The organism is Ensifer sp. ENS06 (genome assembly GCF_014852205.1).
Taxonomy (GTDB): domain Bacteria; phylum Pseudomonadota; class Alphaproteobacteria; order Rhizobiales; family Rhizobiaceae; genus Ensifer; species Ensifer adhaerens.
This window is the reverse complement of the sequence record NZ_JACVBC010000016.1, coordinates 21,070-47,490: the sequence shown is the minus strand read 5'-3', so window position 1 is coordinate 47,490 and position 26,421 is coordinate 21,070. Positions and strand designations below refer to the sequence as shown.

25 protein-coding genes and 1 pseudogene are annotated in these 26,421 nt (G+C 61.1%); 15 read left to right on the top strand and 11 right to left on the bottom strand.

Going from position 1 to position 26,421, the window contains the following annotated elements:
- Window positions 1-512: 512 nt before the first annotated feature.
- The 3 genes from aac(3) to IB279_RS32090 form a co-directional block, all read right to left on the bottom strand.
- Window positions 513-1,325, bottom strand: coding sequence for an aminoglycoside 3-N-acetyltransferase (aac(3), locus tag IB279_RS32100; RefSeq protein WP_112986060.1), 813 nt, complete (start codon window positions 1,323-1,325; stop codon window positions 513-515).
- A gap of 417 nt (window positions 1,326-1,742) precedes the next feature.
- Complete coding sequence (locus tag IB279_RS32095) at window positions 1,743-1,934, bottom strand: hypothetical protein (protein ID WP_127890351.1); 192 nt, start codon at window positions 1,932-1,934, stop codon at window positions 1,743-1,745.
- A 20-nt stretch (window positions 1,935-1,954) separates the two neighbouring features.
- The gene (locus IB279_RS32090) at window positions 1,955-2,233 is read right to left on the bottom strand and encodes a hypothetical protein (protein WP_034799974.1); all 279 of its coding nucleotides are present in this window, start codon (window positions 2,231-2,233) and stop codon (window positions 1,955-1,957) included.
- 272 nt (window positions 2,234-2,505) lie between these two features.
- On the opposite strand from IB279_RS32090, the gene IB279_RS32085 reads away from it, so the two are divergent.
- Window positions 2,506-2,715, top strand: a complete 210-nt coding sequence (locus tag IB279_RS32085) for a dodecin (RefSeq protein ID WP_034799975.1) — start codon at window positions 2,506-2,508, stop codon at window positions 2,713-2,715.
- 312 nt (window positions 2,716-3,027) lie between these two features.
- Window positions 3,028-3,477 (top strand): lipocalin-like domain-containing protein, encoded by a 450-nt coding sequence (locus tag IB279_RS32080; RefSeq protein ID WP_113294937.1) that lies wholly within the window; start codon window positions 3,028-3,030, stop codon window positions 3,475-3,477.
- Between the two features lie 200 nt (window positions 3,478-3,677).
- On the opposite strand, the gene IB279_RS32075 is transcribed toward IB279_RS32080, so the two are convergent.
- A complete protein-coding gene (locus IB279_RS32075) occupies window positions 3,678-4,502 on the bottom strand; it encodes an IclR family transcriptional regulator (RefSeq protein WP_192340553.1) in 825 nt (274 codons plus the stop codon).
- Window positions 4,503-4,650: 148 nt separating this feature from the next.
- On the opposite strand from IB279_RS32075, the gene IB279_RS32070 reads away from it, so the two are divergent.
- The 7 genes from IB279_RS32070 to IB279_RS32040 all read left to right on the top strand — a co-directional run bounded on the left by IB279_RS32070 (window position 4,651) and on the right by IB279_RS32040 (window position 12,228).
- Entirely contained in the window at window positions 4,651-5,421 is a 771-nt protein-coding gene (locus IB279_RS32070) for an enoyl-CoA hydratase/isomerase family protein (RefSeq protein WP_112986055.1), read from the top strand.
- 58 nt (window positions 5,422-5,479) lie between these two features.
- The gene (locus tag IB279_RS32065) at window positions 5,480-6,556 is read left to right on the top strand and encodes a polyamine ABC transporter substrate-binding protein (protein ID WP_192340551.1); all 1,077 of its coding nucleotides are present in this window, start codon (window positions 5,480-5,482) and stop codon (window positions 6,554-6,556) included.
- Between the two features lie 11 nt (window positions 6,557-6,567).
- The gene (locus IB279_RS32060; RefSeq protein ID WP_112986053.1) at window positions 6,568-7,647 is read left to right on the top strand and encodes an ABC transporter ATP-binding protein; all 1,080 of its coding nucleotides are present in this window, start codon (window positions 6,568-6,570) and stop codon (window positions 7,645-7,647) included.
- Window positions 7,644-9,410, top strand: a complete 1,767-nt coding sequence (locus tag IB279_RS32055; protein WP_192340549.1) for an ABC transporter permease subunit — start codon at window positions 7,644-7,646, stop codon at window positions 9,408-9,410. The genes IB279_RS32060 and IB279_RS32055 overlap by 4 nt, the downstream gene beginning before the upstream one ends.
- A 20-nt stretch (window positions 9,411-9,430) precedes the next feature.
- On the top strand, window positions 9,431-10,963 hold the full coding sequence (locus IB279_RS32050) for an AMP-binding protein (protein ID WP_192340547.1): 1,533 nt from the start codon (window positions 9,431-9,433) through the stop codon (window positions 10,961-10,963).
- Between the two features lie 48 nt (window positions 10,964-11,011).
- Entirely contained in the window at window positions 11,012-11,833 is an 822-nt protein-coding gene (gene proC / locus IB279_RS32045) for a pyrroline-5-carboxylate reductase (protein ID WP_112986050.1), read from the top strand.
- Between the two features lie 221 nt (window positions 11,834-12,054).
- Window positions 12,055-12,228, top strand: coding sequence for an FCD domain-containing protein (locus IB279_RS32040; RefSeq protein WP_192340545.1), 174 nt, complete (start codon window positions 12,055-12,057; stop codon window positions 12,226-12,228).
- Between the two features lie 22 nt (window positions 12,229-12,250).
- On the opposite strand, the gene IB279_RS32035 is transcribed toward IB279_RS32040, so the two are convergent.
- The 7 genes from IB279_RS32035 to IB279_RS32005 all read right to left on the bottom strand — a co-directional run bounded on the left by IB279_RS32035 (window position 12,251) and on the right by IB279_RS32005 (window position 19,951).
- A complete protein-coding gene (locus tag IB279_RS32035; RefSeq protein WP_192340543.1) occupies window positions 12,251-13,273 on the bottom strand; it encodes an Ldh family oxidoreductase in 1,023 nt (340 codons plus the stop codon).
- 1 nt (window position 13,274) lies between these two features.
- A complete protein-coding gene (locus IB279_RS32030; RefSeq protein WP_192340541.1) occupies window positions 13,275-15,260 on the bottom strand; it encodes an FAD-dependent oxidoreductase in 1,986 nt (661 codons plus the stop codon).
- A gap of 123 nt (window positions 15,261-15,383) precedes the next feature.
- Window positions 15,384-16,463: a glycine betaine/L-proline ABC transporter ATP-binding protein gene (locus tag IB279_RS32025; RefSeq protein ID WP_192340539.1), complete on the bottom strand. Its 1,080-nt coding sequence runs from the start codon at window positions 16,461-16,463 to the stop codon at window positions 15,384-15,386.
- Window positions 16,456-17,343, bottom strand: a complete 888-nt coding sequence (locus IB279_RS32020) for a proline/glycine betaine ABC transporter permease (RefSeq protein ID WP_192340537.1) — start codon at window positions 17,341-17,343, stop codon at window positions 16,456-16,458. Before IB279_RS32020 ends, IB279_RS32025 begins: the two co-directional genes overlap by 8 nt.
- A gap of 103 nt (window positions 17,344-17,446) precedes the next feature.
- Complete coding sequence (locus IB279_RS32015) at window positions 17,447-18,448, bottom strand: ABC transporter substrate-binding protein (RefSeq protein WP_192340535.1); 1,002 nt, start codon at window positions 18,446-18,448, stop codon at window positions 17,447-17,449.
- A gap of 65 nt (window positions 18,449-18,513) precedes the next feature.
- Window positions 18,514-19,314 carry a pyrroline-5-carboxylate reductase gene (locus IB279_RS32010; RefSeq protein WP_060519182.1) on the bottom strand — a complete coding sequence of 267 codons (801 nt, stop codon included), beginning with the start codon at window positions 19,312-19,314 and terminating at the stop codon, window positions 18,514-18,516.
- A 7-nt stretch (window positions 19,315-19,321) separates the two neighbouring features.
- Window positions 19,322-19,951, bottom strand: a complete 630-nt coding sequence (locus IB279_RS32005; protein ID WP_192340533.1) for a TetR/AcrR family transcriptional regulator — start codon at window positions 19,949-19,951, stop codon at window positions 19,322-19,324.
- Between the two features lie 147 nt (window positions 19,952-20,098).
- Between IB279_RS32005 and IB279_RS32000 the strand changes: the two genes are divergently transcribed.
- The 6 genes and pseudogenes from IB279_RS32000 (at window position 20,099) to gfa (ending at window position 26,411) form a co-directional block, all read left to right on the top strand.
- The gene (locus tag IB279_RS32000) at window positions 20,099-22,135 is read left to right on the top strand and encodes an NADH:flavin oxidoreductase (RefSeq protein WP_113136337.1); all 2,037 of its coding nucleotides are present in this window, start codon (window positions 20,099-20,101) and stop codon (window positions 22,133-22,135) included.
- 2 nt (window positions 22,136-22,137) lie between these two features.
- Window positions 22,138-22,743, top strand: coding sequence for a dimethylsulfonioproprionate lyase family protein (locus tag IB279_RS31995; RefSeq protein WP_060607854.1), 606 nt, complete (start codon window positions 22,138-22,140; stop codon window positions 22,741-22,743).
- Between the two features lie 45 nt (window positions 22,744-22,788).
- A complete protein-coding gene (locus tag IB279_RS31990; protein ID WP_192340531.1) occupies window positions 22,789-23,538 on the top strand; it encodes an electron transfer flavoprotein subunit beta/FixA family protein in 750 nt (249 codons plus the stop codon).
- Window positions 23,539-23,560: 22 nt separating this feature from the next.
- Complete coding sequence (locus IB279_RS31985) at window positions 23,561-24,502, top strand: electron transfer flavoprotein subunit alpha/FixB family protein (RefSeq protein ID WP_192340529.1); 942 nt, start codon at window positions 23,561-23,563, stop codon at window positions 24,500-24,502.
- 91 nt (window positions 24,503-24,593) lie between these two features.
- Window positions 24,594-25,720, top strand: a pseudogene (locus tag IB279_RS31980) (S-(hydroxymethyl)glutathione dehydrogenase/class III alcohol dehydrogenase).
- 118 nt (window positions 25,721-25,838) lie between these two features.
- Window positions 25,839-26,411, top strand: coding sequence for an S-(hydroxymethyl)glutathione synthase (gene gfa / locus IB279_RS31975; RefSeq protein WP_060609992.1), 573 nt, complete (start codon window positions 25,839-25,841; stop codon window positions 26,409-26,411).
- Window positions 26,412-26,421 lie beyond the last annotated feature (10 nt).

The window sequence follows — 26,421 nt, the reverse complement described above, 5'->3', positions numbered from 1 at the left end:
GATCTCCAGGCAACGCGCCGGCGAAAACCGGATGGATGGATCTCTAGCGCAGCCGCGGGCTGCCGCGGAATATCTCAGCAGCTCTACGGGCCGATGTCATGCCCTTTTGGGACGATAGGCGGCGCTTGAGCCGTCGCTGACATTCGATTGGTGTGCACGGTTGCTGGCGGCGACCCTGAGGCCAAAGCGGCGCACGAGATTGACGCCGACCGGATAGGACCAAGTCTTCCGTCCAAATGGGGCGGCCCGCATCGTTATGGACTGGGAGGCCTGCCACTGGCTGGCGCCAACTGGTACAAGACGGTCCTCATGGCACCATAAGGGACGCTCCACGGCGAGGTAGGGAATGGCTGCTGCACGGAAGAAGAACCTGACTTGCGCAATCGCGGATCGGGCGGGCAGTTCGCGCGAACCGGCTTTGTTCGCTTTCGCAGCCGCCGCCTGGTACACCCACTTTGCCGTCTGAGCGGCACCGCGACCACCGCCGTGTTCGTGGATCCGTTTCGCGGTGCCTACGCACCCTTGCCAAATCGGCTTTCGAGATATGCCACACCAAACGACACGATGTCCCGCGCGTCGAAGAGGTGGCAGAACGCATCTCCGACCGTCCCGCTCCGGTGCCGGCTAGTGGCAACGTAGGCATTCGCAATCGTTTCGACCGCGTCGGCCTGGCCCGCGACCGCAAAACAATCAAGGATGCCGTTGGTGTCAAAGTCTTCGGCGGTCTCCCATACCGTTTCACCATTCGGACCAAGAAGCGGCATCTCGTAAGTCACGCGCCGCTTGCCGGGGATGTCGGCGATGGCTTCCGCATAGTGGAGAGCGGTAACGGAGTTCAAAGGGGCGCCCAGCAAGAGCACTTTTCCCCTAAGTTCGACAAATCGTTGGATTGGCGAGCCATTTCCCAAAGCCTGGCCAAGCCGATGAGGCTCGATCAACGTCTCGGAAAGTGGCCCAACCGCAACCATGGATGCGTCGGGATGAGCGCTACGGCGTGCGCCGGGCGCTTCAACAAGAAACTGGTTGAGCAGGCCGAAACCCGGATAGGTGCGAGCGGTTGCGGGATCGAACGGCGGCCAAGTACGACGCGCTTCATCAGCCATCCGGACGCCATTCAAAGTTTCCTCGTAGGGTGAGCGGTCCCATGAGGCATAGCCCATAAGGGTGCCCGATGACCCAATCGCATCGAGAAGTGCGCCGACAATGGCCGTCGGCCCGCCTTTGACAGCACCAACGGCTTTCAAGGAGGCGTGCACCATCACAAGATCGCCCGTTCGAACGCCCAGTTGTCGAAGATCCGTCGTAATTTCAGTCCGGGTTTTCATCGAACCAGTTCAGATTTTCCGAGGTCTTGAAATCAGACCGCCAGGGCCAGCACGAGTACCCACGCTACCAGTGAGGGCGAAGGTCAAAGCCAGCATGCGTGTGCGGAGGCCGGCGGGCGACTTGCCAATTGTAGGGCATGAACTGTCTCCTCTCCGAGCAAACAATGCTTAATTGAGGCTGGATGCAGAGGCGTGTTCCATGCGATGTTTAAAGCGGACGCCCGACGAGCCGTAGCGAGCACCGTGGCCTAGAGGGCCTCGCTCGCGACTTTGGCCGCCATCGATACCAGGAGTGCTGCCAAAGCCACGGCTGTTCCAAACCTCGCGATCTTCATACGGCGTTCGCGACGGCCGTTCCAGTCATATCCCATCAGCGTCGCCTCCCGTTCCGCATTTGGTTTGGTCCGCCAAGGGCTTTCAATCGACCTTGCGCCCTGGCCGGCGTTCTTGAAGTAACTTGAGGTATCTGCGCCGGATGCAATCGATGGGTACATCGCCGGTGAACCGCAGCTTGAGCAGGACCTCGACCTCGGCATCACGCTCGATCGCCATGCCGCGCTCTGCCCATTTCGCAACGACGCGATCGGCGATTTCCTTCCGCGTGGTCACGAACGTCCCTTTGCTTTGGGTCATTTTCGTTGCAGGGCGAGCGCGCCGGCCTCCCGGCAGACACCCCGCAGCGATGAAGACCGATCCGCAAGGCCTCCCAACGTCCCACTGATGTGATCGGCCTGTTGTCTGGTTAATCTGAACTGCAGCGCCGACACATCCGTGAGATTGGGGTCGACGCTGAATTCGATCCTCAAGAAAACGTCGCCCGTTTCATCGCCTTTTGCCGGCTCGGCTTTCCAGCCGACGATGGTCGAGGACCTGACATTGCCACGCCCGTCCGTACTCCAGTCGTTCATGTGCTTGCAAACCTCTCTCATTGCGAAAACCAACGACAGACAAGAAGCTCTAGACCGCACGCCAGGAAGAATGTCCGAAAGTGCGCGTATCAGAATTGGTACATACCAGTGTTAAGCAATAGTTTTGATTTATGCATTTGGCATTTAAAAATTACAGGTCGCTAAAAGATTGATGCGACAATAGAGCCAGACACTTCCTTGCGCTGATTGTTAGCGCAAGGATTGCAGCTTGCCTGTAGGATGTCCTTTCTCAAAGCAAACGGGAGGTTGTTATGAGTGATCACGTCTATAAGAAGGTAGAGCTGGTCGGCAGTTCGAAGTCGTCTGTTACCGACGCTATCGAAACCGCGATCGCGCGTGCATCGAAGACCATGAGAAACCTGGAATGGTTCGAGGTCGACCAGATCAGGGGACACATCAAGGATGGCGAAGTCGCGCACTACCAGGTGGTCATGAAGGTCGGGTTTCGTATTGACGACTGAACAGGCGACGCCTGGGCGCCAGCTTGGATCGACTGGCGCTTGCAGCAACGATCGTTGCGCCACGCCGGTAAAACACGCGGCTCAGTCGATTGTGCAGGGTTAGTAAGGGCTACATTCTGCTCCAGCATAAAGCTCCGCGCATGGCAGGGGTGTGCCATGGAGCCCCTGCGGGCACGCTGCTGCAGAGCGAAAGAAGACGTGGTGGCCAGGACGCGGGACAACGATCGACTGCGCGGGATCATGGCGAGGTTCCGCCGAAGCCGGGGCCATATGGGCCGTCCAAATGCTCGCTCGAGAAAGGGAGGATAGGCAATGGAAAATACGCAAGGTGGGCCGCTTAGCCGCGATCTCCTTCTTGGAAGCTGGAGGATGACCTCGTGGGTTGCGAGAGACGTCGCGACTGGAGAGCGCAAGGATGCACTCGGTCAGAACCCTCAGGGCACGGTCGTCTACACACCGCAGCGCGTGACTTTTCTTATTCTCAAGAACAATCGCAAGCGGCCCGAGCGATTGCCGCCGTCAGACGAAGAGAAGATCGCTTTGTTTGAGACGATGTTTGCCTATTCGGGCACCTACACGGTTGAGTCGGATCGGGTCGTGCACCACGTCGATATGAGCTGGAATGAAGCATGGAGCGGCACAGAGCAGGTAAGGTTCTGCAAGGTCGACGAACATACGCTGACTTACACCTCGGCCCCAGCCCCAAGCCCATTCGACGGGCGTGAGGTCGTCCACGAAGTGACTTATGTCCGAGAAAAGTGACCAGCGAATGTGCCGCTACAAAATTCTGCCAGTAACTTGTAGCGGCCTCCGCAGGCGTCGATGTTGTGCGTGCATAACGAGGCTCCGGGCACGATGATCCTGGAAATCAAGCGGATCCTGCCGTTTCGCGCCACACCTAATAGAAATGTCAGCGGTCGGATACGAGGCGGCGCGCGTTGGCGCGGCACGGCTCTGGATTCCTATCTCCGCGCGCCACCGACGAGCGAGATCGAGCGCGCCGCAGCAGTTACCAGCGGGGCAAACCGTTCCTCAGTTTCCTCGGGCGTGTAGCGACTGCGCGAGACGGCAATGTTGATAGCGCCATAGGGTGTGCCCTTGGCATCGAGCACCGGTGCTGCGATCGACAGGTCCCCGTGGAAGTACTCTTCGAAGGCGGTGGCATAGCCCTTGGTCGCGGACACCTGCAACTTTGTCTTCAGGGCCTCGATCGCCCAGGTCGTCTGGGGCGTGAACGGGTAGAGATCCGACCTTTCGAGAATAGAATGCGCGACGTCTTCTGCCAAGCCCGAGAGAATGGCAATACCCGGCGCCGTGCAATAGGCCGGCAGCCGTGTGCCGGTGATGACGTCGTTGTTGAGTACGTGGCGGCTCATGAAGCGCGAAACGAAAACGATGTCTGTATCGTCGAGCACTGTGAGGTTGACCGTCTCCTCCGTCGCCTTGCTCAGGTGCAGGAGATAGGGCATGCCGCGTTCGACGAAACCGCTTGCGCGGGTGTAGTGATATCCGAAATCGAGCGCCTTCACCGTCAGTTCAAAGCGCTTGGTGTCGGGATTCTTGCCGAGATAACCGAGTTTGGAAAGCGTGTGGGTGAAACGCTGGGCGGCGCTCATGTCGAGCCCGGTCTCTTCGGCGATCTGTGAAAGACTGAGGTTCGGGCGACGGCCGTCAAAGGCTCGCAGAACCCTGAAGGCCTTCTCGACCGATTGCACGAGCAAGGGATCGCGATCTTCTCCCGGTGCTTCGTTTTCTTCTGTCGCAGACTTGCTCGCCTTGCGTGCCATGTATCCCCGATTCCCGCGGTTTCCCACATATCGATAACAGAATCGCCAAGCATCGGAAAAGCTGCTTGACAGCTAAAATAAACATAATCACACTATGACATAACAATTATCGCATTGCAATAGTTGTTTCATCGCAACGGAGAAAATCATGGATCGCTTCATCCTGACAGAACGACGTGGCGAGGTCGGCGTGATCACGCTGAACCGCCCGGAAATCCTCAATGCCTGGCATAGCCAGATGCGCCAGCAGCTGGTTGCCGCCTTCAAGGCGTTCGAAGAAGACGAGGGGGTCCGTGCAATTATCCTCACCGGTGCCGGCGACCGTGCGTTCAGTGCAGGCCAGGATCTGAACGAGGCCCGCTCGTTTGATGGCGCCCGCGGCCAGGAATGGGTCGGTGAATGGGAACGGCTCTATGACGCGATGCGTTCGCTGTCGAAGCCGCTGATTGCTGCGCTCAACGGCGTTGCCGCCGGCTCGGCATTCCAGGTGGCGCTTTTGTGCGACTTCCGCGTCGCCCATCCTGGCGTGCGCATGGGGCAGCCTGAAATCAATTCGGGCATCGCCAGCACCACGGGCCCTTGGATGATGCGCGAAATGATCGGCCTCTCCCGCACCATCGACTTGACGTTGAGCGGTCGTCTCATGGACGCAGACGAATGCAAGGATATCGGCATCATCAACCGCATCGTTCCGCAGGGACGCGTGATGGAGGAAGCCCTCTCGCTGGCGCAGGAACTCGGCGCCAAGCCGCCCGTCGCCATGCGGCTTGACAAACAGCGCTTCAGAGAGATGACAGAGGCTGGTTTCCGCGACTGCCTCGAAGCCGGCGCGCGCATACAGCGCGAAGCCTATGCCTCCGGCGAGCCGGCGCGGATGATGGAGCAGTTCCTCGCACGGCGTGCAGCCAGCAAAGCCTGACAAAGGCCATGCCGCTCATGGGAGGCGGCGAACAATCCAAAACAAGAGGGTAGAACAAATGACCAACGACAAACGCATGATGATTGATCGTCGCACCTTGCTGAAAATCGGCGGAGGCTTGGGCGTCACCCTGGCCGCGCCTGCCGTCTTCACACGATCGGCATTCGCAGCCGAGCAATTGACCGTCGCCGATCCCGGCGGTCCCTATAGCCCAGGATACCGAAAGGCGTTCTATGACCCCTTTGAACAGGCAACAGGCATCAAGGTCATCAATGTTGCACGTGATGCCGAGCCGACCGCGCAGTTCAGGGCGATGGTCGAGACGCAATCCTATAGCTGGGACGTCTGCACGCTGACGCTGTCGGCCCGTGATATCCTGGAGAAGCGCGACCTGCTGGAGCCGATCAATCTGGCGGCGGCCGACGTACCCGGCCTGATGCCCGACGCTCTCACCGAACTGTGGCTCGGCGTGGACGTCTATTCCACCATCATGGCTTATCGCACCGACCGTTTTGACCCTGCCAATGGTCCGGGATCCTGGGCCGATTTCTGGAACATCGAAAAGTTCCCGGGACGTCGCGCGCTGCGCAAGAACCCGATCGACACCCTGGAGCAGGCGCTGCTCGCCGATGGCGTGCCCCTGGCCGAGCTCTACCCGCTCGACATCGAGCGCGCCTATGCAAGCCTCGAGAAGATCAAGCCGCATGTCGCCGTCTGGTGGACCGGTGGGGCGCAGTCGAGCCAGCTGATCCAGAGCGGTGAAGTCGACCTGATCGCGCTATGGAACGCTCGCGCCCAGGCGGTCATCGATGGCGGCGCCCCGGTCAAGATCTTGTGGAACCAGGGCCTTTACTCGATTGAGGGATGGGGCATTCCCAAGGGATCGCCGCGGGCCGATATCGCCCGTCAGTTCGTCAAGTTCTGCGCGGACGCGAAGCAGCAGGCGCTGTTTACGGAATTCCTTGCCTACGGTCCGACGAACCTGAAGGCCTATGAGCATATCCCGGCGGAACGTGCGGCAGCCCTGCCGACCTCCGAGGCTAACCTCAAGGTCATGACGATTGCCCGCGAAGACTGGTGGAGCGCCAATCGCTCGGAAATGACCGAGCGCTTCAACGCCTGGATCCTGGGTTAAGGGGAAAACCAATGCTCGCGAAGCCCGAACAAGCCACTCGCCCAAAACTCCTTGTCGATGGATTGGCAAAGAGCTACGGCGTCGCCATCGCTCTTAAGCCCACTCATGTCGCGGTCAAGACCGGCGAGTTCCTGACGCTTCTCGGGCCTTCGGGCTCAGGCAAGACCACCCTGCTGCAGATGATCAGCGGGTTGGTCACGCCGACAGAGGGCCGTCTGTTCATCGACGGCGGCGACGAGACGAACACCCCGGTGCACAAGCGCGACATCGGCCTGGTCTTTCAACACTACGCATTGTTTCCCCATCTGACAGTCGCAGAAAACATCGGCTTTCCCCTGAAGATGCGAGGCAAGACCTCGGCCGAGATCGACCGCCAGGTCAACGGAGCCCTGGACATGGTTCAGCTCGGCCATCTGTCGGGGCGGTTCCCGCGCGAACTCTCGGGCGGTCAGCAGCAGCGCGTCGCGCTCGCGCGCTGCTTCGTCTACCAGCCGTCGATCATTTTGATGGACGAGCCTCTGGGGGCACTCGACAAGAAGTTGCGTGAGCATATGCAGTTTGAAATCAAGCAGCTGCATCGGCAGACGGGCGCAACGATCATCTATGTCACCCACGACCAGGAGGAGGCGCTGGCGCTTTCCGACCGCATCTGCCTGATGAACCACGCGATGGTCGAGCAGATCGGTCCACCGCAGGAAATCTACTCCCGGCCACGAACCGCCTTTGCCGCCGATTTCATTGGCATCTCCAATATTTTTCGCGGCCGCGTTGAGCTCGGATCGAGTGGTGCCGCCCATCTGGCCACGGCGAGCGGCCGCTTCGGGATCGATGGCGCAGGCGTGTCGAACAATGCAGAGATGGCGCTCGTGGTGCGTCCCGAGCATCTCGAAATCGGATCGAGCGGGGCGAACGAGATCACTGGTCGGGTGGTCGAGCTGGTCTATGCCGGTTCAGAAACCCGCCTGCTCGTTGATATCGCGGCGGAGCAATTCGTGACAGTTCGTGTCCTTCCCGGCAAGCCATTGCCGAGTCTTGGCGAAAACATCACGCTGAGCTGGGCGCCGGAATCCGCCGTTCTGGTGATGCCATGACCGCGACCACCGTTTCTACAACAGGCGCTGCGCGCGCCAGCCGTTTCCGCTTTGGGCCGCTCTGGCTTGCCGCACCGGGTATCGCGTTTCTTTTGATCTTCTTCCTCGTTCCGGTCGCAAGGCTGATGGGTTTGAGCGTCGAGGATGCCGACACTGGCGTGTTGACCGCGGGCCACTATGCGCGCATCTTCCAGACCGACGTGTATTTTCGCGTGCTTCTGATCACCTTCCGCATCGCCGGCCTCACGACGCTCTTCTCGCTGCTATTGGGATATCCCCTGGCCTATTGGCTGTCGCGGCTACCGGACCGGACGCGCGGAATGATGATACTGCTCGTCATGGTTCCGTTTTGGACGAGTTATCTCGTCAAGAGCTTTGCCTGGGTAATCGTGCTCGGACGCACCGGGGTCATTAACCAGATCGGACTTGGAACCGGCCTCCTCAGCCAACCGCTCGAACTGCTGCACAATGAACTCGGCGTGATGATCGGTATGGTTCATGCGATGGTTCCGCTTGCGGTTCTGACCATGCTGCCCGTGATGACCGGCGTTGATCGCCGATTGACGCAGGCATCGGGGACGTTGGGTGCGACGCCCGCTAAGGGGTTCTGGCTCATCTATTTCCCGCTTTCGCTGCCTGGCGCTGCAGCCGCTGGCCTGCTTACGTTTATCTCCTCGCTTGGCTTCTTCATTGTCCCGGCGCTCCTCGGCGGCCGTCAGCAGACGATGCTGGCTCAGCTGATCATTGTGCAGGTGCAGGAGATCTTGAACTGGGCCTTTGCCGGGGCACTGGCTGCCATGATGCTGGCTGCAGCACTGGTCACGTGTTGGCTTTACGACCGGGTGTTTGGTCTTTCGAGCCTGTCTGGCGAACCTTCTGACGGCAAGGCCGGCCGCAAGGGCATATTGCGTGCGCTCGGTCTGGCTGTCCTCGATCGGTTTGCAGGTATCAGCAGCGCCCTCGCGAATGGCAGCCATCGGCTGCTCGGGGCTGCGGTTTCGAGCCGGATGCTCGGGCTCTATAGCCTGCTGATGTTCGCCTTCCTGATGCTTCCGACGCTTGTCGTGCTGCCGATCGCCTTTACCAGCTCGCAGTTCCTCGAGTTCCCGCCACCGGGTTATGGGATGGAATGGTTCAGGACTTACTTCACTTCCGATCTCTGGGTGGCGGCCACCGTCCGCTCGTTCGGCGTCGCCTTCGCAACAGCCATAGTTGCTACGGTGATCGGCGGTTTTGCGGCGTTGGCGCTTGCCCGTTCGCGCTCGCGCTGGCGCGGCATCATCTTCGCCTTCTTCCTGGCGCCGATGATCGTGCCTCGCATCGTGATTGCCGTCGGCCTGTTTTATCTCTTTGCCCAGATAGGCCTGGTCGCGACTGATATAGGCCTGGTGATCGGGCACACGGTGCTGGCATTGCCCTTTGCCTTCGTCGCCATCGCCGCGGTGCTGAAAAGTTATGACTGGCGGCTCGACCAGGCAGCCGCGACGCTCGGGGCAAACCGCGTCCAGGCCCTGCGCTTCGTCACCGTACCGCAAATCAAAAGCGGCCTGACGGCAGCGTTCCTGTTCGCCTTCATCACCTCGTTCGACGAACTGACCGTGGCAATCTTCGTCAGCGGCGGCGTCAAGACGACCCTGCCGAAACAGATGTGGGACGACATGATCCTTCAGCTGAACCCGACGCTCGCGGCAGTTTCGGTCGTCGTTTTCGTCGTTGTGACATCACTTCTCCTGGCGGCGGAAAAACTCCGCCGCTCCTCCTGAACCTATATTCGAGATCTCCCATGACTGTTTCTCTCGAAGGCTTCCTCGGAAGCTTCATGATGAAGGCTGCCCGCAAACCGGAACAGGTTTTCGCCCGTTTCAACGGCGAGCCGATCACCTTTGGCGCGCTTGATGCAATGTCGGCAGCGCTTGCAGCCGCGCTTCGCCAGCGTGGCCTGAAACCCGGCGATCGCGCCGCGGTGATGATGCGCAACTCGCGCCTGTCGCTTGCCGTCCTCTTCGGCCTTACCAAGGCCGGCGTCATCTGGGTTCCGGTCAACGCCCAGCTGCGCGGCGAGGGCCTGCGCTATATCCTGGAACATTGTGAGCCAGGCGTCTTCATCTGTGACGCCGAACTTGCCGAAACCATCGCTGAGAGCGGTGCCGCTCTGCCTGAGGCGGGGATTATTCTCGCGGGTGAACCGACGGGCGCGGCATCGCTTGAAACGATCTTGACTTCAGGGGTGGCCTTCAACGAGGCGTCGCCTGTCGCCGATGATCTTTTTGCGATCATGTATACCTCCGGCACCACTGGGCGACCCAAGGGCGTGCTGGTGACCCACGGTATGATCCGGCTTGCCGGCGAAGCGGTGCGTACGCTCTCGGTAGCCGGTCCAGGCGACGTCTTCTTTGTCTGGGAACCGCTCTATCACATCGGCGGCGCGCAGTTGATCGTTCTGCCGATCATCGAGGACCTGTCGCTTGCCATGGTGGATCGGTTCAGCGCCAGCCGCTTCTGGGATCAGGTGAGAACCTACGGTGCCACCCATATCCACTACCTCGGCGGGATCCTGCAGATCCTGCTAAAACAGCCCGAAAGTAAAGGTGATCGCGAGCATCCCGTGCGGATCGCATGGGGCGGCGGCTGCCCGAAGGAAGTGTGGCCGCTCTTCAAGGAGCGTTTTGGTGTAGAGATGCGCGAGTGCTACGGCATGACGGAAGCCTCCAGCATCACCACCTGCAACGCAGCCGGTGTCGTCGGTGCCGTCGGTCAGCCGATGCCGTGGTTCTCGGTCGATATCCTGGATGAGAAGGGTGAGTCGGTGCCGACGGGCGACAAGGGCGAGATCGTCGTGCGCACTTCGCTGGAGGGCGCGCTGTTCAAAGGCTACCTGCGCAATCCCGATGCGACCGAAAAGGCCCTTCGGGGCGGCGCCCTGCACACTGGCGATTCCGGCTCGTTCGATGCCGACGGTAATCTCTGGTTCCACGGGCGGCTCACCGACAGTGTCCGCTGCAAGGGCGAAAATGTTTCCGCCTGGGAGGTGGAACACGTCGCCGCCGCCTATCCGGCGGTCGAAGATTGCGCAATGATCGGTGTTGCCGCCGATGTCGGCGAGCAGGACATCAAGCTTTTCGTCAAGCCCAAGCCCGGCAGCGCGATCGATCCGATCGACCTTTCGGGGTGGCTCGCCCATCGGCTCGCGCCTTACCAGAACCCGCGCTACATCGCCGTCGTCGACGAGTTCGAACGCACGCCGAGCCAGCGGATCATGAAGCATCGGCTGTCTGTCGCACTCGACGATTCTTGGGACCGGCTGGCGCAGAAATAGGGCTGGGGTGCTTTGGGTCGACTGCGGCGCATGAAGGGAAGCGACGGTATGGGTCAGTCTGGCGAAATCGTGCTGGTTGGTTGCGGCAACATGGGTTTTGCGCTGCTTGAAGGCTGGGTGGCCCGGTTTGGCATTGCCGCTGACCGAATTCATGTGGTCGAGCCGGTGGAGGCCCTCCGCCGGCGCGCAACGGCAGCGGGCGCTGCGGCCTACGCGGATGCGTCCGACCTGCCGCAGGCACTGCAGCCGCGCGCCGTCATTGTCGCCGTCAAGCCGCAGGTCATCGGCTCGATGCTTGCGACATACCGGCGGTTTAGCGCAACCGCCGCCTTTGTCAGCATCGCCGCCGGCGTGCCGATCGCGACCTTCGAGGCGACGCTTGGTGCGGTGCCGATCGTGCGCGCCATGCCCAACATGCCGGCGTCGATCGGCATGGGAGTTATTGCCGCTTTTGCCAACGCGCACACCGGTAACGTTCAGATGGCCTATGTGAGTGATCTTCTGGCAGCTGTCGGAAACGTCCATTGGCTGCCGGAAGAACAGCTCATCAATGCCGCGACTGCGATATCGGGGTCGGGGCCGGCCTACCTCTTCCATTTCATCGAGTGCTTGACCGAGGCAGGTATCGCTGTCGGTCTGCCGGTAGAGACTGCGCATGCGTTGGCAAAGCAGACGGTTGACGGTGCTTCAACTCTCGCCAGCGCCAGCGTCTTTTCTCCCACGGAGCTCCGCCAGCAAGTAACCAGCCCGAACGGCACGACTGCTGCGGCACTTGAGGTCCTCATGGCCGAGCCGAGTTTGGCGGCTTTGGTGAGGGAGGCAGCCGCGGCCGCGCATCACCGGGCTCTCGAGCTTGCTGTTGTCGGTTGAGCGGTAATGCCTGTGCGAGACAATGACGGACCGGTGCGCCTCGTTCATTCGCTCAAGGATAGCGATGTCGCCCTCGCTAGAGCGTTGGCGCTTCGAGCGCCGTTGCCGAGTTGACTATCGATGTTGTGAGGCCCAAGCACCGATGAATTCTGCGGTCGCCTGCGTCATGACCGAACACGGCTGTCCATGGCTCAAACAGGTTGCCGTTCGGATATGGCATCATGTTGGTAGAGCTGCACGAGGCGTCACGCCGGCACGACGAAATCATCGATGCAATAGCGAACCACGGTCCTGACCGGGCGGAGGCGTTGATCCGCGCACACCTCGATCTATCGCGCAAGAACATGGCGATGTATGCCGCCCCGGAAGGGATGGCGATTTCTCTTGGTGTGTAACGTATCCGGGCCTCCGGTGTTCTTACGTTAGCCCGCCGGACGATTGATGTTCATTCGACGCGAAACGATCGATGGCGTCGAAGACAGCGCGGGACATGCGCAATGGTTGCTCCGGCGAGCCAGGTGGCCTGCCGCTGACGCCCGGGACGTGAACGCCGAGCTTCTCCAGCCGCCGGATTTGGTCGTGTGCGCGGGCGATGTGGCCGCTCCCTTCCGGGCCCGGCATCATCGCAAACACCGTCAGCCCGACAGCGGGAGAGGTTTCACCCGTTCTGAAGCTTGGCGTGTCCAGAGACCAGGAACCGCCGGAAAGACCGGCCGACAGCATTTCGACGAGGAGCGCGACGTTCGCACCCTTGCGGCCACCGAAGGGTAGCAGCGCGCCTAAGAGTGCCTTTTCGGCGTCCCGGGTATCGGCGCCTTCGTTGTCGACCGCCCATCCTTCCGGGATTTCTCGCCCCTTGGCGGCGGCGGCGGCAATGTTGACGTAGGCAGTCGCGCTTGACGATTGGTCGACGATGAGTGGCGGCGCGTTGGCGCCGAGCGGAAATCCGAAGGCGATGGGGTTCGTGCTGAAGACAGCCGGTCCTCCTGCCTTTGCTACGACCATGGCATTCGCGTTGGTCGCCGCAAGACCGCTCAGGCCTTCCAGCGCGAGCCTGCGCACGTAGTAGCCGAGTTCGCCCGTTGTATAGCTGTTCTTTTGGGTGAAGAGCGCGATCCCGAAGTTGCGGGCAGCATCCACGAGATCACGGAAGGCAAGGTCGAAACCGAGCTGCGCGATGCCTCGGTCGGCATCGCAGGTGATGTGAGCGGGGAAGGGGCGCGTGGCGACCGGCGTGGGATCGCAATTGATGCGCCCCTCGCGAAAACTGTTCAGATAATCGACGAGGTGCGGAAACCCGACCGCGCTCGGGCCGAAGCGGGCGGCCGACACTGTTGCGTCCACGAGCGATCGGGCGCTCGCCGGATTGGCGCCGGCACCAAGGCAAGCTCTCATCGCCAGATCTTCTGCTTGCCTCTGGTTGAGTTCGACCTCTTCCATCTCAGATCTCCAGTCCCGCTTTCCTACCCTCATAAAACGCATAGGGTGCCTGCCGCGGTGCGGCGCAATCGCCGATCTGGCGCGTAGCGATACCGCGTTCGGCGAGCCCCGGCATCAGCCAGTCGGCCGGGGCATTCGTGGTGGCCGTCACCAAGGCATCCGCGTCGATGAAGCGACACTCTCCCGTGGTGTGGTCGACGATGGTCGCGCCGTTGCCGTGCCATTCGATGACGCTGGCTTCGACGATCCATGTGACGCCGAGTTTCCTGAGCGCCTGCCGCATCGGAACGTCGGCTGCGGTTCGCTGCAGCTCCTTGCCGACGAACGGGTCGGGCGTCAGGAGCGCCACCTCGTGGCCCTCCTCGGCGAGCTTCCAGGCGGTGCCGCAGCCGCGCCAGCCGCCGCCTTCATCCAAAAGCAGAACGCGCTTGCCCGGCCTTGCCTGCCGCGCCATGACGGCTTCGACTGTGAAGACGTTACCCTTCGCCAGGCCCGGCATCGCCTCGACCGCCGGCAGCGCTTTCTGGAACACCGTCTCCGGCGAATAGGAGCCGGTGGCGACGATGACACGCCCGAACTCGGAAGGATCGATGTCCTCGGCCTCGACATAGGAGTTGAGGCGAACCTCTACACCGAGTTTTTCGAGCTGGCGCTCATACCAGGCGATGAGATCGAGGATCTGGGCCCTTCGTGGCTGCATGCCTGCGAGCAGGAAGTTACCGCCGAGGCGGTTCGACGCCTCGGCGAGCGCGACTTCGTGGCCACGCTCGGCGGCCACCCGGGCGGCCTCCAGTCCGGCTGGGCCGCCACCGATGACCAGCACGCGCTGGGGATCGCTGGTCTTCAAAAAGCGGTCGCCGTTCCATTCGGCCTCGCGGCCGACGGACGGATTGATCAGACAGCTGATCCAGTAGTCGCGCGACCGGCGTCCCCAGCACATCTGATTGCACGAGATGCAGCCGCGAATGTCCTCCGGGCGATCTTCGGCCGCCTTCTTTGCAAGATGCGGATCAGCGATCTGCCCGCGCACGATCGAAACGAGGTCGGCTGCTCCCTGGCCGAGCACCGTTTCGGCGTTTTCGGGGGTGCGGATGTGGCTTTCGGCGATCACAAGCGCGTTCTTGACGACACTCCTCAGGACTGAAGCGAGATCGGCGCCAAGTTTTTCCGGATAGAGGAACGTCGGCATCAGCTTGTAGAAATCGAGGTAGCCGCCAGAGCCGCAGGTGACATAATCGATAAGGCCCAGTTCGTCGTGCAGTCGGATGATTTCGGCAAGCTCGTCGCGTTGAAGCGCAACCTTCACGTCCGGTTCGTCACTGACGGCAAGGCCGACAATGAAATCTGGCCCGCAGACGTCCCTGATCCGCGTCAGGATTTCCCGAGACATCCGCGTGCGGTTTTTAAGCGAACCGCCCCACTGATCGTCGCGCCGATTGCACCATGGCGTCCAGAATTGGTCGACCAAACCGAGATAGGCAGCCCATACTTCGACGCCGTCAAAGCCGGCGTCCCGACAGCGACGTGCCGCCGCAACGAAGCCATCGATCGTTTCCAGGATTTCCGCTTCGGTCATCGGATGCGAGCCGTCGCTGTCATGATAGCTCGGCCCGCCCGAAGGCGACCAATGCGGATGGAACGAATTGTCGGAATCCCCATGCGCTCCGACGTGATAGAGCTGCTGGATCGCTATGGCTCCATGCCCTTTGATCGCCTCGACCACCTTCTTGAAATGGGGGATGACACTGTCATCGGAGTGGCGAAAATTGCCGCGAGTTAAAACGGCTGCGGCATGGACGGGCATGGGTTCGACGACGATCATCGCGGCGCCGCCGATCGCTCGTTCCCGGTAATAGGCGGTATGTCGTTCGGTCGGCAGACCCTCGACCGCCATGTTCGCCGAGTGCGCGCCGAACACGATCCTGTTCTTCAGCGTGTGGGACCGCAGTTTGAGAGGGGAAAACAGCCGAGGAAATTTCTTGAACATGGCGCAACTCCTGGCGGGGAGGGGATCGGGACTGGAATGGAATGAGGGAGGAGCCACCCTTGGCGCTTTTCCGGGCGGAGGACCGGCCGCCCGGAGGAATGGCATTCGCCGGCCGATCCACGCTTACGCCGCGTTGGCCGCGATTGCCATTGCGCGATCGTTCGTCTCGTGCGCATTGACCATGGCGCCCGCGAGCTGGCGGAAGGTGACAGTGCCGAGAGGCATTCCGGACGGATCGACGACGGTGATATCACCTTCGGGTGCAGAGGCGAGCGTACGGACCGCTTCTTCGATTGTGAGATCGGCGGCAATCCGTTGCCCACTGTCGGCTGCAGTTGCGCCAAGCGGTGCCATGATCGCCTCCACATGGACAACGCGGCCCCGGTTCACCTCCTTGACGAAATTGGCGACATAGTCGTCGGCAGGCCTCAGCACGATATCCTGGCTCGTGCCCTGCTGGATGACCTCGCCGTCGCGCAAAATGGCAATCTGGTCACCGAGCCTCAGCGCTTCGTCGAGGTCGTGGGTGATGAAGACGATCGTCTTTTTAATCTCCTTCTGCAGGTCCAGAAGCACCGTCTGCATGTCCGTGCGGATTAGAGGATCGAGGGCTGAATAGGCCTCATCCATCAAAAGCACCGGTGCGTCGTTGGCAAGCGCGCGGGCGAGCCCGACGCGCTGCTGCATGCCGCCGGAGAGCTGATTGGGATACTTGTGCTCGAAGCCCTTAAGTCCAACCCGTTCCAGCCAGCGCATGGCAGTATCGATGCTTTGTGCGCGCGCTACGCCCTGGATTTCAAGGCCGAAGATCGTGTTGTCGAGCACGCTTCGATGCGGAAGCAGCGCGAACTTCTGGAACACCATGGCGGTCTGGTGGCGGCGGAACTCGCGCAGTTCCGCCTCTGGCATCTTCACCACATCGACGCCGTCGACGAGAACTTCGCCGGCCGTCGGATCGATCAGCCGGTTGATATGCCGGATGAGCGTCGACTTGCCCGAGCCGGAAAGCCCCATGATCACCTGGATCGAGCCCGACGGCATCTCGATGTTGATGTCGCGAAGGCCGAGCACGTGCCCGTGACGCTCGTTCAGTTCGGTCTTGGTGAGGCCGTTCCTAACCGCCTCGACATGAGCCCGGGCATTCGGTCCGAAGATCTTATAGAGATGGCGGATTGCGATGCCGCCGAAAGCGTGCTCAGCCATGGACCACCTCCCGGTGCTTCTGCAATCGTTCGCCATAGGCCTGGCTGACCCGGTCGAACATGATGGCGATGCCGACGATCGCAAGACCATTGAAGATACCGAGCGTGAAGTACTGGTTGGCGATCGCCTTCAGTACGGGTTGGCCAAGACCCTGAACACCGATCATCGAGGCGATGACGACCATGGCAAGCGCCATCATGATCGTCTGGTTGATCCCTGCCATGATGGTCGGAAGCGCAAGCGGGAGCTGCACCTTGAAGAGCTTCTGCCGGTTGTCGGCGCCGAAGGCATCGGCCGCCTCCAGTACGTCCTTGTCGACCAGGCGAATGCCGAGATTGGTGAGCCGGATCATCGGCGGGATCGCGTAGATGACGACGGCGATCAGGCCCGGCACCTTGCCAATGCCGAGCAGCATGACGACGGGGATCAGGTAGACGAAGCTTGGCATGGTCTGCATGACGTCGAGCACCGGGTTGACGACCCGCTGGACCCTGTCGGAGCGCGACATGAGAATGCCGATCGGCAGGCCGATCGCGATCGACAGGATCGTGCAGACGAAGATCATCGAGATCGTCCGCATCGTATCGTCCCACATGTCGAAGTAGCCGATGAGCAACAGCGTCACGAGACAGCCGGCGGCGATGCGAATGCTTCTGGTCGCTGACCAGGCGATGGCGAGGATGAGGAGCGTGATGATCGGCCAGGGCGTCTTGGTCATGAACCGTTCAGAAGCGATTAGAAAATGCTGGAGCGGCGCGAAGAAGCCCTCGATCAGATCACCGTAGTTTCGGGTAAAGCCGCGAAACGTTTCGTCGATGACTTTCTTGAGGTTTCGAAGCGCGTTGTCGTCCATGCTGGGAAATTGATAAAACCACTCCATTCGGTTCCCCTTCTCGAAAGAGCCGATGCGTTCTTGTTGTTATGTCGGCGAGAACGGTGCGATATGCTGAAGGCACACCGCACCGGGTTTTCGGCCGTGCTGACTACAGCGCAGCCTCGATCTTGGCGGCGGCCTCTGGGGAGACCCACTTCTTCCAGATATCCGGGTTTTCTTCGAGGAAGTGCTTTGCACCTTCCTCGCCGCTCGCCTGGTTGTCGGTCATCCAGGCCATCAACTTGGCGATTGTCTCGTTGCTCCAGGAGCGCTTGTTGAGGTACTCCATGACCTCGGGGCCAGCTTTTTCGGAAAAGGGCTTGGCGACAAGTGTCACGATCGTATCGACCGGCCAGGCGCTCGGCTTCGGGTCAGTGCATTCGGCAACCGTAATGCAACGCTTCCACTCGGCTGCGTCATAGGGGACGCCTGCCTCAAGCTGCACCATCTCGTATTTGCCAAGCAGGGCGGTCGGTGCCCAGTAATAGCCGACCCAGCCTTCCTTGCGCTCATAGGCCTTGGCAATCGAGCCGTCGAGGCCTGCTGCCGAGCCGGTGTCGACCAGCGTCCAGCCGGCCTTCTCTGCTTCGAAGGCCTTGTAGAGCTGTGCGGTCACGACCGTTCCACCCCAACCCTGTGGACCATTGAAGATCGCGCCCTTGCTCGGGTCTTCAGGACCCTTGATGAGGTCGGGATGCTTCAGGAGATCGGGAATACTCTTGATGTCTGGATGGGCATCGGCGAAATACTTCGGGATCCACCAGCCCTGAACGCCGCCATCGGGCAGCGGAGACCCGACCTTTACGATACGGCCTTCTTCGGTTCCCTTCTTGACCACGTCGGGAAGCAGATCGATCCAGGCCTCGGGCGCGATATCCGGCTCGCCTTTTTCCGCCATGGAGGTGATCGTCGGTACGGTATCGCCGATGGTGATTTCGGCGCTGCAGCCGTAACCTTCATTGAGGATGATCTTGTCGAGATTGGAAATGACCTCGGCACTTTGCCAGTTCATGCTGGCGATGGTGACGCTGCCGCAGTCTGCCGCGCTGGCGAGCGACGAACCGGCGACGGTCCCAAGGAACAGGCATGTCGATGCTAGCAAGCTTTTCATTATCGTTCCCTCTTTTGGCGGCTTTTCTTCTGAGGCGGGGCGCCGCGGACCCCGTCTCAACGACGCTAGGAGGCTTCTCCCATGCGAACCGATTTCCTGAACGCAGCCCTCAATCCGCGTGAGACGGCGGTATCGAATCCGGCCGCGCGCATCTCCTCGATCGCGGCCGCGGTGGTGCCGCGATAGTCGAGGAAGGTCTGGACAATGTCGGTCGGACAGTCGTCACGCTGCTCAAGCAGCCGACCGGCACCCGTGATAAGGGTATTGACTGCACGCTTGGCGATCTCGGGAGCCAGTCCTTGCGAGACGGCGTCTGCCATCATCGCTTCGGCGAGCAGCGCCGGAAAGGCAGGCCCGGATCCGGTGAGGCCGGTCAGATAGTCGATTTCCGCTTCTGAATGCACTTCATCCTGAGAACCGCAAGCATCGAAGATCGCCCTTATGATGTCTCGATCGTCGTTCTGCAGCCCGGCGGCTGCGACCCACGGCGTATAGGACTTGCGGACTTCGGCCGCCGCATTTGGCAGGGTACGGACCACGCGGTCCGTCCGATGATGCTCAACAAGGGCGCTGAGGCGGATGCCCGCCATGACGGAGATGACAAGCTTGCCCTCGGCAACAACGTTCAGGCTGAGCCAGTCGGCCGGACGGACGGAGAGAACGATGACGTCCGAGCGGTCGGCAAGTGCCTGATTGTCCGATGTCCAGAAGGAGCGGTTGAAACGGTCGGGGCGCTCGCTGCGATAGGAGAGCGACAGGTTCTGAGGCTCGACGATGCCGGCGTCGAGAATGGCGTCGGCGATTGCTCCGCCCAGCCATCCCGCACCACCAATTACGCCAACCCTCAAAGGCCCGCCCGTTTCCATGCTTCTCTCACTCTGGTTTGTAGCCATGCCGGGCGAAGAAGCGATCGAGCTCCCTCTGCTGTGGTGTTTGTCCGGTGTAAATCGCGATGTATTCCGAAATGCGCTTCATGCGGAGCGCAAGATCTTCCTTGGACTGCATCGAGATGTATCCAATCTGGACCAGGTAGGTCGTTCGTGCGCGAACGTCCGCCGGTCCCGCGTCATATCCGAACCGCATGAACATGCGGCCCAGCGCCTCCATTCTCGCCTGATCGGCCTCATGGACTTCGGCCTGTATCTCGGGCGATTGCAGCGCCCAGCTGCGAACGGCGAACTCGAACTGGGAGTCGAACAGTTCCTTGTTCACCCAGCAGTCGAAAACGTTCAGCATCGCCTCGGCCAAGGACTCCGCATAGGCTTCGGACTGTTTGACCAGATTGCCGGTATTCTTCTCCCTCCAGCGCGCGACGAGGGCACTCAGCAGTTCCTCCCGGTCCTTGAAGAACCAATAGAAGCTGGTCCGGGAAAGATTGAGCCGTTTGGCCAACGGCAGGATCTTCACCGAGTCCACGCCCGACTCGAGCAGGGAGTCATAGGCGGCCTCGAGCCATCCCTCCTGAGAACCGCGCCAGCCAGTGTCAGTCATCGCCTGTTCCATGATTGCCTCCTAACAAATCCAAACGGCCGTTTCAAGCAAAATGTACATATGTGTCGAATATCTGAACCACGGTGTTTTTGATTATTGACACCTATGTACATTTCCGCTTACCGTTGCGATAAATTCCCATAAACCGGAGCCCGTCGCATGTCGAACGATCCCCTGCTTCAGCCGTTTCAGTTGAAGCATTTGACCCTGCGCAACCGCATCATTGTTACGTCTCACGAGCCTGCCTATCCCGAAGACGGCATGCCGAAGGACCGCTACCGCGCCTATACCGTTGAGCGGGCCAAGGGCGGGGTGGCGCTGACGATGACCGCCGGCTCGGCGGCAGTGTCCAAGGACAGCCCTCCGGTCTTCAACAACCTGCTCGCATACAAGGACGAGATCGTGCCTTGGATCCGGCAAATGACCGACGCCGTGCATGAAGAGGGGGCTGCGATCATGATCCAGCTCACGCACCTCGGCAGGCGTACCCGCTGGGACAAGGGCGATTGGCTCCCGGTCGTTGCACCCTCACATCATCGCGAGGCAGCGCACCGAGCCTTTCCCAAGAAGCTCGAAGACTGGGACATCGAGCGCATTATCAAGGACTTTGCGGACGCCGCCGAACGGATGAAGGCGGGCGGTATGGATGGTGTCGAGCTGGAAGCCTACGGGCATCTTATTGACCAGTTCACCTCGCCGCTCACCAACGAACTCGACGGTCCTTATGGAGGTTCGCTCGATAACCGCCTGCGCTTTTGTTTCGACGTCTTCAGGGCCATGCGCGAAAGGGTCGGTAACGACTTTATCCTTGGCGTTCGCTATACGGCAGACGAATGTCTTCCCGGCGGGACAGGAAAGGCCGAAGGCCTGGAGATTTCCCGTCGTCTCAAGGAAAGCGGCCTCATCGATTATCTGAATGTCATCCGCGGTCATATCGATACGGATCCGGGCCTCACAGATGTCATCCCGATTCAGGGGATGGCGAGCGCACCACATCTGGATTTTGCCGGCGATGTGCGCGCGGCAACCAAATTTCCAACCTTCCATGCAGCCAAGATCCAGGACGTGGCGACGGCCCGTCATGCAATCGCTGCCGGCAAGGTCGACATGATCGGTATGACCCGCGCCCACATGACCGACCCGCATATCGTGCGGAAGATCATGGAAAAGCGCGAGGATGATATTCGCCCCTGCGTCGGCGCCAACTACTGTCTCGACCGCATCTATCAAGGTGGCATGGCTTTCTGCATTCACAATGCGGCGACCGGTCGCGAAGAAACGATGCCGCATCGGATCCCGAAGGCTGCCGTTCGCAAGAAGGTCGTCATCGTCGGTGCCGGTCCGGCCGGCCTTGAGGCTGCTCGCGTCTCGGCGGAACGGGGTCATGAGGTCGTTGTTTTGGAGGCCGCGAACAATCCGGGCGGTCAAATCCGCCTGACGGCCCAGAGCGAGCGCCGGCGGGAAATGATCGGCATTATCGACTGGCGCATGAGCCAGTGCGAAAAGCTCGGCGTCACCTTCCGGTTCAATACCTGGGCCGAGGCTGAGACGGTACTCATCGAAAAGCCCGATGTCGTCATTATCGCTACCGGTGGATTGCCGCACACAGAGGTGCTGTCGAAGGGCAACGAACTCGTCGTTTCCTCCTGGGACATCATCTCCGGTGATGTGAAGCCTGGAACCAACGTGCTCATCTTCGACGACGCCGGCGACCATGCGGGCCTCCAGGCTGCCGAGTTCCTCGCCAAGGCCGGTGCCAAGGTGGAAATCATGACACCGGACCGCTCCTTCGCGCCCGAAGTCATGGCGATGAACCTCGTTCCTTACATGCGCTCGCTGCAGAAACTCGACGTCACCTTCACAGTCACGTACCGGCTGGAGTCGGTTGAAAAGAGTGGCAACCAGATCATCGCCCATGTTGGCAGTGACTATGGCGGCGTTGCCAAGCAGCAGACCTTCGACCAGATCGTCGTCAACCACGGAACCATCCCGCTGGACGACCTCTATTTCGAATTGAAGCCTGGCTCGCGGAACCTTGGCGAAGTCTCCTACGACGAGCTTATTGCCGGCACGCCGCAGTCCGTCGAACGCAACCCGGAGGGCGCCTATCAACTCTTCCGGATCGGCGATGCCGTTGCGGCCCGCAATACACATGCGGCCATCTACGATGCGCTGCGTCTTGCCAAGGACATCTGAGAATGGCGCGGTTTGACGCCTTGCAAGCGTTTTTGGACGCGGCCTTTGTCGCGTTCAACCAGTTTTCACAGGATCTGAGGGCGCGCCAGTCACTCATGCAGATTTTTGCCCAGCTTGAAGCGCCGCAACCGCAACGTCTGGACATCGGCAAGCGCCTCCCGGTCTGCAGCCAACATCTCGACAGTGTGCTGGCTGCAGAAACCGGCCGATCGTCCCTGGATACGCTAATCAGACGCTTCTCGGACCTTGAACCGATGCTCGAATGGAAGTGGCGCTCGGTCTACGACCATACGGCCAGCGAAAATTTCTTGGTGAGCCACGCCAATGCGATGATCGCCGGACCGGGCGGCCTGGAGGACCGGAGGGACCTCTGGCTCGGCGCGACGCTGATGGCGCCGTATGTGCGTTATCCCGACCACGACCACGCCCCGGAAGAGACGTACCTCGTCCTGTCGGAAGGCGAGTTTCAGCATGGCGATTCCGAATGGTTCTCACCCGGGATCGGAGGTTCCTTCTACAATCCGCCTGGCGTCAGACACGCCATGCGGTCGGGTGAAAAACCGCTGTTTGCATTCTGGGCATTGTTGCCTGATCGACCGAGGCACTGACGAAAGGGCGTTCGGCCGAGACCGAGCGCGGGAGAAAGGTTTGCCATGAAAATACTTGTGACGGTGAAACGGGTCGTTGACTACAACGTCAAGATCCGGGTGAAGGCAGACGGTTCGGGCGTCGAACTTGCGAACGTGAAGATGTCGATGAACCCGTTCGACGAAATCTCGGTCGAAGAGGCGCTCAGGCTGAAGGAAGCCGGCAAGGCTGAGGAAGTCGTCGTCGTTTCCGTTGGTCCGGCCAAGGCCGAAGAGACGCTGCGCACGGCGCTTGCCATGGGTGCCGACCGCGCCATCCTGGTTGAGACCGAAGACCAGGTCGAGCCGCTCGCTGTCGCCAAGATCGTCAAGGGCGTGGCCGAGGCTGAACAGCCGGGCCTGATCATCGTCGGCAAGCAGGCAATCGACGACGATTCGAACCAGACCGGCCAGATGCTGTCCGCGCTGCTCGGCTGGGCGCAAGGGACCTTTGCCTCCAAGGTCGAGATCGGCGATGGCAAGGCAACCGTGACCCGCGAAGTCGACGGCGGTCTGCAGACCATCGACATCAAGCTGCCGGCCGTCGTCACCACCGACCTGCGTTTGAACGAGCCGCGCTACGCCTCGCTGCCGAACATCATGAAGGCGAAGAAGAAGCCGCTCGACAGACACACCCCGGCCGACTTCGGCGTCGACACCGCCGCCCGCCTCAAGGTGCTGAAGACCGAGGAGCCGTCGGGCCGCAAGGCCGGCATCAAGGTCAAGTCGGTCGCCGAGCTCGTCGAAAAGCTTAAAGTCGAAGCCGGCGTCCTCTGATTTAAGGAAGGGAGATTTTATCATGGCCATTCTTCTTCTGGCTGACCACGACAGCAACCACCTTTCCGACCAGACCGCCAAGGCGCTGAGCGCGGCCTCGAAAATCGCCAGTGGGACTGGAGCCGATGTGCATGTTCTCGTTGCGGGCGCCGGCGCCAAGGCTGCAGCCGAACAGGCCGCCAAGCTTGCGGGCGTTGCCAAGGTGCTCGTCGCCGACGACGCCTCGCTTGCCAACAACCTGGCAGAGCCGCTCGCTGCCCTGATCGTCTCGCTCGCTGGCAGCTACGACACCATCGTTGCCGCCGCGACCTCGGTCGGCAAGAACGTCATGCCGCGCGTTGCAGCCCTGCTCGACGTTTCCCAGGTCTCGGAAATCATCGAAGTTGTCTCGTCGGATACCTTCAAGCGTCCGATCTATGCCGGCAACGCCATCCAGACGGTGCAGACGACCGAAGCCAAGCGCGTCATCACCGTGCGCACCGCCTCCTTCGCCTCTGCCGCTGAAGGCGGTTCGGCGGCGATCGAGACCGTCTCGGCTGCCGCCAACCCGGGCGTTTCCTCCTTCGTCGCCGACGCCCTGTCGTCGTCGGACCGCCCGGAGCTGACGTCTGCCAAGATCATCATCTCCGGCGGTCGTGCGCTCGGTTCTTCCGAGAAGTTCAGGCAAGTGATCCTGCCGGTTGCCGACAAGCTCGGCGCTGCCGTCGGCGCTTCGCGCGCTGCGGTCGACGCCGGTTACGCTCCGAACGACTGGCAGGTCGGCCAGACCGGCAAGGTCGTTGCGCCCGATCTCTACATCGCCTGCGGCATTTCCGGTGCCATCCAGCACCTCGCCGGCATGAAGGACTCGAAGGTCATCGTCGCCATCAACAAGGACGAAGAGGCGCCGATCTTCCAGGTCGCCGACTACGGACTGGTTGCCGATCTCTTCGACGCTTTGCCGGAGTTGCAGAAGGCTTCGTAGGTCCGTTTTTAAGCGACCGAACCCAGGTGGGCTGACCGTGGTTCGGTTGGCCCTTCCACGCGATTGAAGCATCAACGAAAAGGATACCACAGTGGATGTACGCGCCGCCGTTGCCGTTCAGGCAGGCAAGCCGCTCGAGGTCATGACGGTTCAGCTCGAAGGCCCGCGGGCCGGCGAAGTGCTGATCGAGGTCAAGGCCACAGGCATCTGCCACACCGACGATTTCACCCTGTCCGGCGCCGATCCGGAAGGCCTGTTCCCGGCGATCCTCGGCCATGAAGGCGCCGGCATCGTCGTCGACGTCGGCCCGGGCGTGACCTCGGTGAAGAAGGGCGACCACGTCATCCCGCTCTACACGCCCGAGTGCCGCTCCTGCCCGTCGTGTCTGTCGCGCAAGACCAATCTGTGCACCGCGATCCGCTCGACGCAAGGCCAAGGCCTGATGCCCGACGGCACCTCGCGCTTCTCGATCGGCAAGGACACGATCCACCACTACATGGCTGCTCGACCTTCGCCAACTACACGGTGCTGCCGGAGATCGCGGTTGCCAAGGTCAACCCGGACGCGCCGTTCGACAAGATCTGCTACATCGGCTGCGGCGTGACGACCGGCATCGGCGCCGTCATCAACACGGCACAGGTGGAAATGGGTGCGACTGCGATCGTCTTCGGTCTCGGCGGCATCGGCCTCAACGTCATTCAGGGCCTGCGCCTTGCCGGTGCCGACATGATCATCGGTGTCGACCTCAACAACGACAAGAAGGCCTGGGGCGAACGCTTCGGCATGACCCACTTCGTCAACCCGAAGGAGGTCGGCGACGACATCGTGCCTTACCTCGTCAACATGACCAAGCGCGGAGCCGACCAGATCGGCGGCGCCGACTACACCTTCGACTGCACCGGCAACACCAAGGTCATGCGCCAGGCGCTCGAGGCCTCGCATCGCGGCTGGGGCAAGTCGGTGGTCATCGGCGTTGCCGGCGCCGGCCAGGAGATTTCCACCCGGCCGTTCCAGCTCGTCACCGGCCGCAGCTGGATGGGCACCGCCTTTGGCGGCGCGCGCGGCCGCACCGACGTGCCGAAGATCGTCGACTGGTACATGGAAGGCAAGATCGAGATCGACCCGATGATCACCCATACGATGCCGCTCGAAGACATCAACAAGGGTTTCGAACTGATGCATTCGGGCGAGAGCATCCGCAGCGTGGTGTTATACTGAGCGCGGGTTGAGGACCGTTTCCAGACTGCAAATGCACTTTTTGCGCCGCAGCGTGATCTAGCCGGCGGCGCCAACAAGCAGCCGGGCATTGTGCGCCGGCCAGAAGGAGGAGAAGCCCATGCCAAGCATTGCGATCCATCCATCCCTCGACAGCGGGTTCAAGGCGACGGACGCTGCCTTTTCCGGCGGCACGCTGGTCTGCAACTGCGCGAGCAATCCCGTGAAAGTGCGCGTCAAGGGTGATATCGCCCACAACCATGCTTGCGGCTGCACAAAGTGCTGGAAACCCGAAGGTGCGGTGTTTTCGGTCGTTGCCGTCGCACCGACGGCCAACGTCGAGGTGCTGGAAAACGGCAACAAGCTTGCGGTCGTGGACCCGGCGGCGCTGATCCAGCGCCATGCGTGCAAGGATTGCGGCGTACACATGTACGGCCCGGTCGAGCGTGACCACGCGTTCAAGGGGCTTTCCTTCGTTCATCCTGAGCGCTTCCAGGAGGCAGGCTGGGCAAAACCGGGTTTTGCCGCCTTCGTCTCGTCGATCATCGAGAGCGGCTATGACCCGGCCGGAATGGACAGCATGCGCGCGCGGCTGCGCGAACTGGGCCTCGAACCCTATGACTGTCTCAACCCAGTCCTGATGGACGTTCTCGCCACCTGGGCGGCCAAGAAGAGCGGCGCGCTTCCTGCCTAATAGTCAGACC